This is a genomic window from Klebsiella sp. GG_Kp173 (genome assembly GCF_040062415.1).
In the GTDB taxonomy this organism is placed as follows: Bacteria; Pseudomonadota; Gammaproteobacteria; order Enterobacterales; family Enterobacteriaceae; genus Klebsiella; species Klebsiella quasipneumoniae.
This window is the reverse complement of record NZ_JBEAFZ010000025.1, coordinates 21,990-35,973: the sequence shown is the minus strand read 5'-3', so window position 1 is coordinate 35,973 and position 13,984 is coordinate 21,990. Positions and strand designations below refer to the sequence as shown.

The window sequence follows — 13,984 nt, the reverse complement described above, 5'->3', positions numbered from 1 at the left end:
TCTAACCACGTGAAAAGGCGCCAGCAGGCGCCTTTTTTATGCTTTAATAACACCCCGTTATCTTTTGCCATCCACAATCAGGAATAAACATGTTCAGGAAGGAATTCGCCGCGCTTGCCCTTGTGCTTACCGCCACTCAGGCCGGCGCTGAACCGCTCACCGCGACGCGATACGCTGATTTTGACCGCTATGTCCTGGCCCTCTCCTGGCAAACCGGATTCTGTCAGAGCATGTATGACCGTAACCGCAACGAACCGGAAGAGTGTCGCCTGCAGCAGGAAACCGCGAATAAAGCCGATTTTCTGACCGTGCATGGCCTGTGGCCCGGGCTGCCAAAGTCCATTGCCGCGCGCGGAGTGGATGAACGACGCTGGATGCGCTACGGCTGCGCCACGCGCCCGGTGCCCGACATGCCGGAGGTGAAAGCGAACCGCAAATGTCAGGCGGCGGAGACCGGGTTGTCGCTGGAGATGGCCAACAAACTGAATAGCGTGATGCCGGGCGCGGGCGGCACCTCCTGCCTCGAACGTTACGAATACGCCAAACATGGCGTCTGCTTCGGCTTCGATCCCGACAGCTATTTTGGCGCCATGGTGCGCCTGAATGGAGAAATTAAGCGCAGCCCGGTAGGCGATTTCCTTGCCAAACACTATGGCCAAACCGTTAGCCGCTCCGACTTCGACGCCGCTGTGGCCCGCGCCTGGGGTCCGCAGAGCGTGAAGGCGTTTAAATTAACCTGTAACGGTAATCCGGCCTATTTGACCGAGATGCAAATCTCGCTCAACGCCGCGACCATCAATGCCCCGCTGGCCACTTCCGCCTTTTTGCCTCAGCCTCACCCAGGTAACTGCGGCGCGCAGTTTATCCTCGATAAGGTTGGCCACTAGCGCGACGAGGCGTGCTGACCAGAAAACGTCGTTCGCCGGGGGTCGTTGCGCGCTGATTGTGCGTTTCATCACTTCAAACTGCCGGCAACTCTCAGTATGATGGGAGAACCTTAACCCTTGCCTTTTTCGGCGAGGGTTTTCTTTTACGGACAGGTTCCTGGATAACATGGAGTATGCAATGACCAGACCCGCAATCATCATTAACGAACTGGATGCCGAACGTATCGACAGGCTGCTGGAGCAGCCAGCTTTCGCCAGCTCGCCGGTTGCCGATGCCCTGAACGACGAGCTCGACCGCGCGCAAATGCTGGCGCCGGAAGCGATGCCGCACGATGTCGTCACCATGAACAGTACGGTTAAATTTCGCGATTTAACCAGCGGCGAAGAGCGCGTGCGGACGCTGGTGTTTCCGTCGCAGGTGACCGACAGCGCCAGCCAGCTCTCGGTCCTCGCGCCGGTGGGCGCCGCTCTGCTCGGCCTCAAGGTCGGCAGCACCATTCACTGGGAGCTGCCGGGCGGGGCGTCGACGCACCTGGAAGTGCTGGCGCTGCTGTACCAGCCGGAAGCCGCTGGCGAATTCCACCGCTAATCTCCGCTGCCTGAGGCGTATCGCGCTTTATTCAGAGGATGTCCACACATCCTCTTTCTGCTGTCTTGCCCCCCGCTAACCTTTTTTTACGCTTTGCGCCTGCCTGACTGACAGTTTTGCGACCTGAATGACACAATATCCGCATATAATATGTTGATATAGACGCAAACGAACAAGGAGGATTGCATATGTATAAGACTATCATTATGCCGGTTGATGTCTTTGAGATGGCGCTGAGCGATAAAGCCGTCCGGCACGCGGAGTTTCTGGCCCAGCAGGACGGGGTGATCCATCTGCTCCACGTATTACCCGGTTCAGCGAGCTTCACCATGAGCCGGTTTACCGCCGACCTGCGGCGTTTTGAGGAGCATCTGCAGCATGAGGCGGAAACCCGCCTGCAGACCATGGTCAGCCATTTCAGCATTGACCCCTCACGTATCAAGCTGCATGTGCGTTTCGGCAGCGTGCGCGACATGGTCAACGAACTGGCCAGTGAAATAAACGCCGACGTGGTGGTGATTGGCTCACGCAATCCCTCCATCAGTACCCACCTGCTGGGATCCAACGCCTCGAGCGTCATCCGTCATGCCCATATCCCGGTGATGGTCGTCAGGTAAGGGTGAGGAAAAAGAGCATAAAAAAAGAGGCTACCCCAGGGTAGCCTCTTGGTTATGCAGGTCTATTGTCTGACTTGTTATGCGGTTTTCGTGCGGATCAGGTAGTCAAAGGCGCTCAGCGACGCTTTCGCCCCCTCCCCTGCCGCGATAATAATCTGCTTGTACGGCACAGTGGTGCAGTCACCGGCGGCGAATACGCCTTTGACGTTGGTTTCGCACTTCGCATCGATGATGATCTCACCCATACGGTTACGCTCAACCGCGCCTTCCAGCCAGGTGGTGTTAGGCAGCAGGCCGATCTGCACGAAAATCCCCGCCAGCGCGACATGATGCTCATCGCCGCTCACCCGGTCACGGTACTGCAGACCGGTGACCTTACTGCCGTCGCCTTTCACTTCCGTAGTCTGCGCATTGAGAATGATATCGACATTCTTCAGACTGCGGACTTTGTCCTGCAGCACCTGGTCGGCCTTCATCTCCGGTGCGAATTCCAGCAGGGTCACGTGCTCCACGACGCCCGCAAGGTCGATAGCCGCTTCCACGCCGGAGTTACCGCCGCCAATTACCGCCACGCGTTTGCCCTTAAACAGCGGACCGTCGCAGTGTGGGCAGTAGGTTACGCCCTTGGTGCGATACTGATCTTCGCCAGGTACGTTCATATTGCGCCATTTCGCCCCGGTGGCAATGATGACGCTGCGCGCCTTCAGCACCGCGCCGGAGGCGGTTTCGATCTGGTGCAGGCCGCCCTCTGTCGCCGCCGGCGTCAGTTTGGTCGCGCTCTGGGAGTCGATCACATCGACGTTATAGTCGCTAACGTGCGCTTTCAGGGCCCCGGCCAGCTTCTGGCCTTCGGTTTTCGGCACCGAAATGTAGTTTTCGATATCCACGGTATCCAGCACCTGGCCGCCGAAGCGTTCGCCCATCAGGCCGGTACGAATCCCTTTACGCGCAGAGTAAACCGCGGCCGCCGCGCCGGACGGGCCGGAACCGACGATCAGCACATCGTAAGCGTCACGCTGATTCAGCTCTTCCGCTGCGCGTTTTTCCGCACCGGTGTCCACTTTGGCGACGATTTCCGTCAGCGTCATCCGTCCCTGACCAAACTCCTGGCCGTTCATGAACACCGCCGGCACACCCATCACGTTGCGCTCGGTGATCTCATTCTGGAACGTCCCGCCGTCAATCGCCGTATGTTTGATACGCGGGTTGAGCACCGCCATCAGGTTCAGCGCCTGGACCACGTCCGGGCAGTTATGGCAGGAGAGCGAGTAGTAGGTTTCAAACTCAAAGTCGCCATCGATATCGCGGATCTGCTCCAGCAGAGACTGGGCCTCTTTCGACGGATGACCGCCGGTCCACAGCAGCGCCAGCACCAGCGAGGTAAACTCGTGGCCCAGCGGGGAGCCCGCAAAGCGTGGGCCCTGGTCGGAACCTGGGTTAGTAATCAGGAACGATGGCTTGCGTACCGCCAGCGTGTTGTCTTCTTTAAAGGTGACTTTGTCTGACAGTTCAGCAATTTCAGCCAGCAGTTCCCTGATTTCTGCCGATTTAGCGCTGTCATCCAGCGTGGCAATCAGCTCAACAGGCTTAGTCAGCTTCTCAAGATAGGCCTTGAGCTGGGTTTTCATGTTGGTGTCGAGCATTGTTATCTCCTGGGCTTAAAACATCATCATGCAAGCGGCCTTGTCAGGCTGCCTGAATGCGCTTGCATCATGGTGTTGGAATAAAATGGGCGCCAAAGCGCCCTGATAATCTACGCATTTTCCTGAGCATTTCGCGCCAGAGCAAGGCGGCTAGCCTGAGAATCCCCGGGAGCTTACACCTGTAAGTGACCGGGGTGAGCAGGCAACGCCAACGCCGCTATAGCGTGAAAGGCGACGGAAATTTAGATTTTACCGACCAGGTCCAGAGATGGAGCCAGCGTCGCTTCGCCTTCTTTCCATTTCGCCGGGCACACTTCGCCTGGGTGGGAAGCAACATACTGCGCCGCTTTGATTTTACGCAGCAGGTCAGACGCATCACGGCCGATACCTTCAGCGGTAACTTCGATTGCCTGGATGATACCCTGCGGGTCAACCACGAAGGTGGCGCGGTCAGCCAGACCTTCATCTTCACGCATGTTGTCGAAGTTACGGGTCAGGGCGCCAGTCGGGTCGCCAATCATCGCGTATTTGATTTTCGCGATGGTTTCAGAGCTGCTGTGCCACGCTTTGTGGGTGAAGTGGGTATCGGTAGAAACAGAGTAAACGTCTACGCCCAGCTTCTGCAGTTCTTCGTAATGGTCAGCCACGTCGCCCAGTTCGGTCGGGCAGACGAAGGTGAAGTCAGCCGGATAGAAGAAGAAGACGCTCCAGCGGCCTTCGGTGTCTTTCTCGGTGACTTCGATGAATTCACCATTTTTGAATGCCTGGTTTTTGAACGGTTTGATTTTGGTGTTAATTAAGGACATCTATACTTCCTCCGTGTTTTCGTTGAGGTCTAAGTTAACGAATTTTTCCTGACCCGACCAATGCGTTTACATTATCGAATCAATAAGCGTTATCTAACAACCGGAACAAGACAACTTTGTGAACCTGGCGACGCGTTCAGCGCTGTTCGCTGTTTTTCGCATCATTTGCCGCGACAAAAGTAAAAAGGCCACCTTTTCAGGCGGCCCCGTTACCTGAAATACCCGAAGGTAGGTTCAGCGCCAGTCAGACTGGCTATGTGTTGCGCTCTACATTACCTTAATGTAACAGCATCCAGGATTACATCACCCACGCCAGGAAAGGGCAATCCGTCGTTCTGCTGATCCTGCCTATAACTGTAATAGGTTTGGCAATCTTTCTTCCTTTCCTGCTGATTTTACAAGGAATACTCATGTTAAAACGTCTGCTGTTGCTCAGCCTTTTGCCTTTTTGCAGCTATGCGGAAGAACTACCCGCCCCGGTAAAAGCTATTGAAAAACAAGGCATTACCATCATCAAACCCTTTGACGCGCCGGGGGGAATGAAAGGCTGGCTGGGTAAATACCAGGATATGGGCGTCGCCATCTACCTCACGCCAGACGGCAAACATGCCATTTCCGGCTATATGTATGACGAGAACGGCAACAACCTCAGCGAGCAGTTGTTTCAAAAAGAGCTCTACACGCCGGCGGGACAAGAGATGTGGAAGAAGATGGCCAGCGCCCACTGGCTGCAGGATGGCAACAAAGACGCCCCCATCGTGCTGTATGTCTTTGCCGATCCCTTCTGCCCTTACTGCAAACAGTTCTGGCAGCAGTCCCGTCCCTGGGTAGACGCCGGTAAAGTGCAGATCCGCACCCTGCTGGTGGGCGTGATCAAGCCGGAGAGCCCGGTCACTGCCGCAGCGATTCTCGCCAGTAAAGATCCGGCGAAAACCTGGCATGATTACGAGCAATCGAACGGCAAAATGGCCCTGACGATCCCAAAGGCTATCCCGCCCGAGAAAATGAAAATGCTCAACGTCAATCAGCAGCTGATGGACGATCTGGGGGCCAACGTCACGCCAGCCATTTATTATATGAATAAGGACAATATGCTGCAGCAGGTGGTCGGCCTGCCGGATAAAGAGAAGCTACAAATTATGATGGGTGAAAAGAAATAATCTTATTGTGGAGTGGCGCCAGACAACAACCACCGCTGGCGCCGCTATCGACAATAAGATATATTAAGCAAAGCTTAATATTACTGGCCAAAAATAAATTCACACCACGCATATTAAGCCATTCAACATTCTTATTATGAATATTTCAATTCGCACTGATAATACACAGGACTTCATTAATGGCAAATCTTTACGACCTGAAAAAGTTCGATTTAAACCTATTGGTTATTTTTGAGTGTATATATCAACATTTAAGCATCAGCAAAGCGGCGGCGACGTTATTTATCACCCCGTCGGCGGTGAGTCAGTCATTGCAGCGTCTGCGCCAACAATTAAATGATCCGCTATTTGTTCGGGTCGGGAAAGGCATGACGCCCACCACCGCCTCCGTCAATCTTCATTATCATCTGCAACAAAACCTTGAACAACTGGAAAAAACAATCAATCTCAATAAACGCACCGAACTGCGAAAGCGTATTGTGATATATGGCCCGCCGCTCTTCTGTTCAGTAAACAGCCATTTTATGATTAACCAGCTCTGTCATCAGGCTAATTTACAGATTGAACACCATAACCTAACCACCACGGAATCGGCGGAGGAGTTGCTGGCGTATCGCCAGGCGGATCTGGTATTCACCCGAATGCCCATCAACAACCGCGCTACTATTTGTCAGCCCTATAAGACGGTGCAGACGCTGGCGTTGTGCCGGAGGGACCATCCGCGGCGTGAGGAACTCACATCCGTTGAAGCGCTGGCGCAGGAGTTTTTTACCCACTACATCACCAACGATCCCGTGATTCAGCGCGTTCAGCAGAGCAGCATGCCGTGGCTGAACCCGAACAATATCGCCTTTCGCAGTGACTCGTTTATGACCATCCTTAATATGATCAGTAAAACTGACTTAATTGGCTTCGTTCCTTCCTATTTATTTGATTTTATTTCACCCACTATGCAGCTTCACGTCATCAATATAGACAATCTCTTCCCGGACATCACAATATATATTAACCACCATCATTCATCTTCGCAGAATCATTTCTTATCTGAATTAATCAGCATTCTAATGAATGATAGAGTAGCATCACAACCACAAATTAATAACAATGGATAACATATCCACTATTTACCCCACATTGCCCGAATAAAAAAACGACCATTAAACTCCCGGCCCACATCGTTTATACTGACCAAATGGGAATATCTCGTATTAAAGGATTAATGGTCATGTCGTTTATCAAATATCCCTTACCGGAGTCGGTGCTGCAGGCGACGGAGCAGCGGATCCAATGGGTTCTGGATAATTTTTCACGCGTTTGCGTCTCTTTCTCTGGCGGAAAAGACTCCACCGTTATGCTGCATTTAACCGCGCAGGCAGCTCGGTTACAGGGCAAGAAAATCAGCGTACTGTTTATTGACTGGGAAGCACAGTTCTCTTGCACCATCGCCCACTGTGAAAAACTGCGCGCCCTGTATCAGGATGTCATCGACACCTTTTACTGGGTCGCCCTGCCGCTCACAACCCAAAATGCCCTGACGCAGTATAAGCCGCAATGGCAATGCTGGGAGCCCGGAACCCGCTGGGTCCGCCAGCCGCCGCCAGGGGCGATCGCCCACCCGGATTATTTCCCCTTCTACCAACCCGGAATGAGCTTTGAGGCCTTCGTCAGCCATTTTGCCGAGTGGTTTTCCCAGCGGCGGCCCGCCGCCGTGCTGGTGGGCATTCGGGCTGATGAGTCGCTGAATCGCTTTATGACCATCTCTTCCCAGCGCAAACAGCGCTTCGCCGACGATAAACCGTGGACCACCTCGGCGCCGGGAGGGCACGCCTGGTACATCTATCCGCTCTATGACTGGAAAACCGCCGATATCTGGACCTGGTTTGCCAAAAGCGGCCAGCCCTATAATCCGCTGTACGATCTGATGTATCAGGCCGGAGTGCCGCTGCGCTACATGCGCATCTGCGAACCCTTCGGTCCGGAGCAGCGCCAGGGGCTGTGGCTGTACCATGTGCTGGAGCCGGAACGCTGGGCCGCGATGTGTCAGCGGGTCAGCGGCGCGCACAGCGGCGGCGTCTATGCCGGGCATGACAATCAGTTCTACGGTCACCGAAAAATCGACAAACCCGACCATTTGACATGGAAAAGCTATGCTCTTTTCCTGCTCGACAGCATGCCGGAAACCACCGCCGAGCACTATCGCAATAAAATCGCCGTCTACCTGCGCTGGTATCAGAAAAAAGGGATGGAAGATATTCCCGACACCCAGCCCGGGGACATTGGCACAAAGGATATCCCCTCCTGGCGACGAGTCTGCAAAGTGTTGCTCAATAACGACTACTGGTGCCGTCAGCTCTCGTTCAGTCCGACCAAAAGCAGCCACTATCAGCGCTACCGAAAACGTATGGAAAAACATCGTCAACAATGGGGGATATTATGCAACAACAACTAACGCAGGCGCTGGACGCTTTCCTGCAAACGCTGGATGATGAAGCGCGCATCGAGGCTATCAACGCGTTTCGCCATGTGCTCCACCAGCGCAGCCCCTTCCGCTCCCAGCCGGTTGACTGCGTGCTGTGGGTCAAACAGGAGCAGGTCGCCCCCAATGACTACAATCCGAACAACGTGGCGCCGCCGGAAAAACGTCTGCTGCAGACCTCGCTGGAAGCCGATGGCTTTACCCAGCCGGTGGTGGTCATCCGCCAGGGTCCGCAGGCGTATACCATTGTCGATGGTTTTCACCGTCATGAACTGGCCTGCAGCAAAGCGTCATTGAAAAATGCCCTGCATGGCTATCTGCCGGTGACCTGTCTGCCGAATGAAACCGCCTCCCGCGATGGGCTGATGGCGGCAACCATACGCCACAACCGGGCGCGGGGACGTCACCAAATCCACGCCATGTCGGAGATTGTGCGCGAGCTGACCCGGCTCGGCTGGACACCGCAAAAGATCGGCAAAGAGTTGGGGATGGATGCCGATGAGGTACTGCGTCTGAAGCAAATCAGCGGCCTGACGGAAATGTTCGCCGGCCGCCAGTTCTCTCAGGCATGGACCATTAAATAACTATAGCTGGCACAAACGCGCCGCCGCGGCCAGCAGGGTCTCCGGTTGTTTAGCGAAGCACAAGCGGATCAGCTTGTGCGGGAACGGGCCGGCGCAGAAGACGGAGAGCGGGATCGCCGCCACCCCAACCTCTGTCGTCAGCCAGCGGCAGAAGCTCACGTCGTCAAGATCGGAGAGGGCGCTGTAGTCCGCCAGCAGGAAGTAGGTGCCCTCACAGGGCAGGAGTTCCAGTCGGCTGGGGCGCAGCGCCTCAATAAACAGATCGCGGCGTTCACGATAAAACGCCGGCAGCTCGAGATAGTGCTCTGGCGCCTCGCGCAGCATATCGGCGATCGCCAGCTGCGCCGGGGTATTCACCGAGAAGGTCAGATACTGATGAACCTTACGCAACTCCGCGCTGATGGCCGCCGGGGCCACGCAGTAGCCAACCTTCCAGCCGGTCATATGAAAGGTTTTGCCAAACGAAGAGACTGCTACCGCCCGCTCGCGCAACTGCGGATGCGCCAGCACGCTGGCGTGGCCGTCTTCGGCAAAGTTGATATGCTCATAGACCTCGTCGCTGAGAACATAGATTTCGCGTTCGGCTATCGCCTGCCACAGGGCGGCAAAATCCTCGCGTTGCCAGACCGTGGCCGAGGGGTTGTGCGGGGTATTGAGGATCACCAGCCGGGTTTTGTCGCTCAGCGTCGCGGCAAACTGCTGCCAGTCGACGCGAAAATGCGGCGGCTGGAGCGCAATACGGCGTAATTCGCCGCCGGCCAGCGCCACCGCGGGGGCATAGCTGTCGTAGCTGGGATCGAAACAGACCACCTCATCCCCACGGCGCACCAGGGCGGTGATCGCCGCGTACAGGGCCTCCGTCGCCCCGGCGGTGACCGTGATATCGCTGTTGACGTCGGGTCGATATCCATACAGCTCCGCCGTCTTGTCAGCGATCGCCTCGCGCAGCGCCGGCACGCCGGTCATCGGGGCATACTGGTTCGCCCCCTGCGCCACGTGGTACGCCAGACGCTCCTGAAGATAGCGCGGGCCGTCAAAATCGGGAAAGCCCTGAGACAGGTTGATGGCCTGATGCTGCTGGGCCAGGGCGCTCATCTGGGTAAAAATGGTGGTACCGAGCGCCGGGAGTTTACTCTCTGGAATCAACGGGTTATTGCTCATTCTTGTTTTACCGATTGTAATGCTGTTGTTGAAGCCACTATAACACGATGTTAATATTTGGCAATCAAGACGCTTAGACGTCTAAATGCTAATGTTATTCCACGCTACGCCCACTCTGGAGAAACCATGATCCGCGCCATCGTGACCGACATCGAAGGCACTACCAGCGATATCCGCTTCGTGCATAACGTGCTGTTCCCCTACGCCCGCGAACGACTGGCCGGCTTTGTGACCGCTCAACAGCACGCTGAGCCGGTGAGAACGATTCTCGACAACTTGCGCCGAGAGACAGACTCCCCCGCCGCCAGCACCGCCGACCTGATTGCTACCCTCTTCGCCTTTATGGACGAAGACCGTAAATCCACTGCGCTGAAGGCACTCCAGGGGATCATCTGGCGCGATGGCTACCTCAACGGCGACTTTACCGGCCATCTCTACCCGGACGTGCTGCCGGCGCTGGAGAAGTGGAAAGCACAGGGCATTGATTTGTATGTATATTCTTCTGGCTCCGTGGCAGCGCAGAAATTGTTATTTGGCTACAGCGATGAAGGTGATATTACTCATCTGTTTACGGGCTATTTCGATACCCTGGTAGGCGCTAAACGCGAAGCGCAGTCCTACCGCAACATTGCTGAACACCTGGGCCACGCCCCCGGGGCCATCCTGTTCCTGTCGGATATCCATCAGGAACTCGACGCCGCCGAAGCCGCGGGGTTGCGCACTGTCCAGTTGGTACGCGGCGATCGCGACCCGGCAAGCCACCACCCTCAGGTTCAGCGTTTTGACGACATTCATCCGGAGCAGATCCCAGCATGAGCGCATTAACCCTATTTTCTGTGACCGATCCGCAAACGCCGGTCTGGCACAGCACCGACGCCAAAGCGATTCAGGAGCAGCTTAACGCCAAAGGCGTCCGTTTCGAACGCTGGCAGGCCGACCGCGACCTCGGCGCAGACCCCAGTGCAGAAACGGTGATTGCCGCCTATCAGCATGCGATTGACAAACTGGTCGCCGAAAAGGGCTATCAGAGCTGGGACGTCATCAGCCTGCGCGCCGATAACCCGCAGAAAGAGGCGCTGCGGGAAAAATTCCTGAATGAGCACACCCATGGCGAAGACGAGGTTAGGTTTTTTGTCGAGGGCGCCGGTCTGTTCTGCCTGCACATTGGTGACGAGGTGTTCCAGGTGCTGTGCGAAAAGAACGATCTGATTTCGGTTCCTGCCCACACTCCGCACTGGTTTGATATGGGATCAGAACCGAACTTCACCGCCATTCGCATTTTTGATAACCCGGAAGGCTGGATCGCCCAGTTTACCGGCGACGATATCGCCAGCGCCTACCCACGGCTGGCGTAACGTCGTCCTGTCATCCATTACCGCCTGGTCAGGAGCCTTAAACTGCCTGGCCCGCGCTTTCCCGGAGGCGGCGCATACTGCGCCTTCTCCGGGCTACCCGCCCCGCCGCCGGCGATCCTCCCACGCTTAAACCGCAATAAACTTCGGCGGGTCAAAGGCGGTGATCGGCGGCAATTCCTCTCGCCACGGGGCGATTTCCACCCAACAGCTCTGGGCGCTACAGCCCTGCCCCAGGCGCGAACTGCCGCGATCCTCGGTTAACACGTTGGGATTACCGTGCTTATCGAGGGTTCCTTTTTCATTCGGATCCAGAGGGTCATACCAGGCGCCGGTGGACATCTGTACCACCCCCGGCAAAATCTGTTCACTCAAATGCACGCCCGCCAGAATCGCCCCGCGGTCGTTATACACCTTCACCACGCTGCCTTCGCGGATGTCTCTTGCCTGCGCGTCCCGCGGATGCATCCACAGCGGCTCGCGTCCCTGAATTTTCGTCGCCAGACTGACGCTGCCGTGATCATACTGGCTGTGCAGGCGGGCGCGTGGCTGACTGGAGAGCAGATGAAGCGGCCAGCGCGCCGCCTCCAGTCGTTGCCGGGCAGCCTCTTCCTCATCCCACCAGGGATGGCCAGGGCATTCGCGATAGCCAAACCCGGCGCCGGTAGAGGAAAAGAGTTCAATCTTGCCAGAGGGCGTGGAAAGCGGATAGCGCTGCGGATCGGCGCGAAAATCGGCGAGAAAGACCTGCGGCCGCTCCGGCGCAGTGTACTCCAGCACCCCTTGCTGCCAGAAATCCTCGAACGAGGGCAGCGCAATGCCCTCCTCCTGCGCCCGCGGCCTTGACTCCTCATAGAGATGGCGCAGCCACTGCCCGGCGTCCCGCCCCTCGCTGAACAGTTCTCCGAAGCCCAGCCGCCCGGCAAGATCGAGGAAAATAGCGTAATCATCACGCGCCTCGCCCACCGGCGGGATCTGCGCGCTCATGGCAATCATAAATCCGTCATGACCGCCGCTGCCGATATCCTCTCGCTCCAGCGAGGTGGTAGCCGGCAGAACGATGTCAGAGAATTTGGCCTGCGCGGTCCAGTACTGCTCATGCACCACCACCGTCTCCGGACGGCGCCAGGCCTCGCACAGTCGGTTAATATCCTGGTGATGGTGAAACGCATTGCCTCCGGCCCAGTAGACCAGACGGATGTCGGGATAATGCAGCAGCTGACCGTCGAACTCATAGGCTTCTCCCGGGTGCAGCAGCATATCGGACAGCCGCGCCACCGGGATAACGCTGTCCACCGCATTTTCGCCGGCGGGCAAGCGCGGGCCGGAAAACGCTTTTCGCACCGCCCCCGCCAGGTTGGTACAGGCATAGCCAAACCCGAGGCCGCCGCCCGGCGTGCCGATCTGTCCCAGCAGCGCGGTCAGGGCCACCGTCGCCCAGTAGGCCTGCTCCCCCTGACGGGCGCGCTGGATGGACCAGGAGATATTCACCATCGTCCGGTGGCGGGCCATCTCCCGCGCCAGCTCGGCGATGCGCTGGGCGTCAAGGCCGGTAATTGCCGCCGCCCACGCCGGTGTTTTCGCTATGCCGTCATGCTCGCCCAACAGATAAGCGCGGTAAGGGGCAAACCCGACGGTATGGCTGGCGATAAACGCCTGGTCGTAGAGGGACTCAGCGATCAGCACATAGCTCAGCGCCAGCAGCAGTGCGGTATCGGTGCCCGGCCGAATGGCCAGCCACTCGGCGTCGGGCACCGCGCTGAGGTCATTGCGCACCGGACTGATATTAATAAACCGCGTGCCGTTGGCCTGCATCTTATCCAGCCAGTACGGCAACATATGGTCATTGGCGCCGCCGCCGTTGACCTGGGCATTGCGCAGCGGCAGGCCGCCAATCGCGACAAACAGCTGACACTCCCGCGCCAGCTCGGAAAAATGGGTATGCTGACGATGCAGCGGGCTCAGCGGCCCAAGGATATGCGGCAGAATACGCTCGCCCGCGGCGCTGCTATAGGTATTGGTGCTGGCGGTATACCCGCCAAAGCCCTTAAGAAAACGGTGCAGCTGGCTCTGCGCATGGTGAAAGCGCCCGGCGCTGGCCCAGCCGTAGGAGCCGCCGTAAATCGCCTCATTGCCGCAGCGCGCCTTGACCGAGCGCAGCTCGCGAGCCACCAGGTCCAGGGCCACCTCCCAGCTGACTTCGACAAAGGGCTCCTTGCCTCGCCCTTCTCGTGACGCCGGCCCGTGCTGCAGATAGCCGGCGCGTACCGCCGGGCGACGAATGCGCGTTTGGCTGGTCACCGCGTCGGGGAGCGACTGACCGATGCGTGAAGGGCTTTTATCCCAGGGCACCGGCTTAACCGCCACGATCTCGCCCTCGCGGCTCTCCACCTGCCAGGTTCCCCAATGCATCACCGTATAATTATGCTGTTTCTTCATAGCGCCCGCGTTCTTCTCAGCCTCAGGTTCGTTAAAATAAAGCGGGGAAATGCGGTAATATTGCTTACCCGGCCAGACATTGCGCTGCTAAAAAAAGCTTTAGCCCGCGCAATCTTCTCTTTTTCACTGTAGATGCCGTATTTCCCATACACTCATAATAAACAGAAAATTGTCTTTATCTGCTAAATAAACACGGAACAAGCCAAAAATAAAACCACAAAATAAAAAGGCCTATCCGCCATCATGAAATATTTTCAGGTTCTTCATGAC

General features: G+C 56.7%; 13 protein-coding genes. 9 read left to right on the top strand and 4 right to left on the bottom strand.

All coding sequences use genetic code 11. The features are described 5' to 3' along the window. Window positions 1–89: 89 nt before the first annotated feature. The 3 genes from rna (at window position 90) to uspG (ending at window position 2,093) form a co-directional block, all read left to right on the top strand. On the top strand, window positions 90–887 hold the full coding sequence (rna, locus tag ABLU50_RS13540; protein ID WP_057213975.1) for a ribonuclease I: 798 nt from the start codon (window positions 90–92) through the stop codon (window positions 885–887). Between the two features lie 178 nt (window positions 888–1,065). Continuing rightward, window positions 1,066–1,476, top strand: a complete 411-nt coding sequence (gene rnk, locus ABLU50_RS13535) for a nucleoside diphosphate kinase regulator (protein ID WP_004885849.1) — start codon at window positions 1,066–1,068, stop codon at window positions 1,474–1,476. A 188-nt stretch (window positions 1,477–1,664) separates the two neighbouring features. After that, on the top strand, window positions 1,665–2,093 hold the full coding sequence (gene uspG, locus ABLU50_RS13530) for a universal stress protein UspG (RefSeq protein WP_002894401.1): 429 nt from the start codon (window positions 1,665–1,667) through the stop codon (window positions 2,091–2,093). Window positions 2,094–2,170: 77 nt separating this feature from the next. Here uspG and ahpF read toward each other — a convergent pair whose 3' ends face one another. Further along, window positions 2,171–3,736, bottom strand: a complete 1,566-nt coding sequence (gene ahpF / locus ABLU50_RS13525) for an alkyl hydroperoxide reductase subunit F (protein WP_017899084.1) — start codon at window positions 3,734–3,736, stop codon at window positions 2,171–2,173. 242 nt (window positions 3,737–3,978) lie between these two features. Further along, entirely contained in the window at window positions 3,979–4,542 is a 564-nt protein-coding gene (ahpC, locus tag ABLU50_RS13520) for an alkyl hydroperoxide reductase subunit C (protein ID WP_002894394.1), read from the bottom strand. A gap of 410 nt (window positions 4,543–4,952) precedes the next feature. Between ahpC and dsbG the strand changes: the two genes are divergently transcribed. The 4 genes from dsbG to ABLU50_RS13500 all read left to right on the top strand — a co-directional run bounded on the left by dsbG (window position 4,953) and on the right by ABLU50_RS13500 (window position 8,762). Continuing rightward, window positions 4,953–5,702, top strand: a complete 750-nt coding sequence (gene dsbG / locus ABLU50_RS13515; RefSeq protein WP_004885845.1) for a thiol:disulfide interchange protein DsbG — start codon at window positions 4,953–4,955, stop codon at window positions 5,700–5,702. 179 nt (window positions 5,703–5,881) lie between these two features. After that, a complete protein-coding gene (locus ABLU50_RS13510; RefSeq protein ID WP_053810647.1) occupies window positions 5,882–6,814 on the top strand; it encodes a LysR family transcriptional regulator in 933 nt (310 codons plus the stop codon). A 113-nt stretch (window positions 6,815–6,927) separates the two neighbouring features. Continuing rightward, on the top strand, window positions 6,928–8,151 hold the full coding sequence (locus ABLU50_RS13505; protein WP_064150471.1) for a DUF3440 domain-containing protein: 1,224 nt from the start codon (window positions 6,928–6,930) through the stop codon (window positions 8,149–8,151). Next, window positions 8,136–8,762 (top strand): ParB/RepB/Spo0J family partition protein, encoded by a 627-nt coding sequence (locus ABLU50_RS13500; RefSeq protein ID WP_004885834.1) that lies wholly within the window; start codon window positions 8,136–8,138, stop codon window positions 8,760–8,762. The genes ABLU50_RS13505 and ABLU50_RS13500 overlap by 16 nt, the downstream gene beginning before the upstream one ends. Here the strand turns inward: ABLU50_RS13500 and ABLU50_RS13495 are convergent, their stop codons facing one another. Beyond that, a complete protein-coding gene (locus tag ABLU50_RS13495) occupies window positions 8,763–9,908 on the bottom strand; it encodes a pyridoxal phosphate-dependent aminotransferase (protein ID WP_176391529.1) in 1,146 nt (381 codons plus the stop codon). A 141-nt stretch (window positions 9,909–10,049) separates the two neighbouring features. Here ABLU50_RS13495 and mtnC point away from each other — a divergent pair, with 141 nt between their 5' ends. Continuing rightward, entirely contained in the window at window positions 10,050–10,739 is a 690-nt protein-coding gene (gene mtnC / locus ABLU50_RS13490) for an acireductone synthase (RefSeq protein WP_004885828.1), read from the top strand. Beyond that, window positions 10,736–11,278 (top strand): 1,2-dihydroxy-3-keto-5-methylthiopentene dioxygenase, encoded by a 543-nt coding sequence (locus tag ABLU50_RS13485; protein WP_004885825.1) that lies wholly within the window; start codon window positions 10,736–10,738, stop codon window positions 11,276–11,278. Before mtnC ends, ABLU50_RS13485 begins: the two co-directional genes overlap by 4 nt. A 126-nt stretch (window positions 11,279–11,404) precedes the next feature. On the opposite strand, the gene ABLU50_RS13480 is transcribed toward ABLU50_RS13485, so the two are convergent. Beyond that, window positions 11,405–13,714, bottom strand: a complete 2,310-nt coding sequence (locus tag ABLU50_RS13480) for a molybdopterin-dependent oxidoreductase (RefSeq protein ID WP_348864788.1) — start codon at window positions 13,712–13,714, stop codon at window positions 11,405–11,407. Between the last annotated feature and the right edge of the window lie 270 nt (window positions 13,715–13,984).

Coding starts and splice junctions, on each gene's coding strand:
- dsbG (WP_004885845.1), top strand. CDS start 4,953: ATGTTAAAACGTCTGCTGTTGCTCAGCCTTTTGCCTTTTTGCAGCTAT.
- ABLU50_RS13485 (WP_004885825.1), top strand. CDS start 10,736: ATGAGCGCATTAACCCTATTTTCTGTGACCGATCCGCAAACGCCGGTC.
- uspG (WP_002894401.1), top strand. CDS start 1,665: ATGTATAAGACTATCATTATGCCGGTTGATGTCTTTGAGATGGCGCTG.
- ABLU50_RS13510 (WP_053810647.1), top strand. CDS start 5,882: ATGGCAAATCTTTACGACCTGAAAAAGTTCGATTTAAACCTATTGGTT.
- ahpC (WP_002894394.1), bottom strand. CDS start 4,542: ATGTCCTTAATTAACACCAAAATCAAACCGTTCAAAAACCAGGCATTC.
- ABLU50_RS13500 (WP_004885834.1), top strand. CDS start 8,136: ATGCAACAACAACTAACGCAGGCGCTGGACGCTTTCCTGCAAACGCTG.
- rna (WP_057213975.1), top strand. CDS start 90: ATGTTCAGGAAGGAATTCGCCGCGCTTGCCCTTGTGCTTACCGCCACT.
- ABLU50_RS13480 (WP_348864788.1), bottom strand. CDS start 13,714: ATGAAGAAACAGCATAATTATACGGTGATGCATTGGGGAACCTGGCAG.
- ABLU50_RS13505 (WP_064150471.1), top strand. CDS start 6,928: ATGTCGTTTATCAAATATCCCTTACCGGAGTCGGTGCTGCAGGCGACG.
- mtnC (WP_004885828.1), top strand. CDS start 10,050: ATGATCCGCGCCATCGTGACCGACATCGAAGGCACTACCAGCGATATC.
- rnk (WP_004885849.1), top strand. CDS start 1,066: ATGACCAGACCCGCAATCATCATTAACGAACTGGATGCCGAACGTATC.
- ahpF (WP_017899084.1), bottom strand. CDS start 3,736: ATGCTCGACACCAACATGAAAACCCAGCTCAAGGCCTATCTTGAGAAG.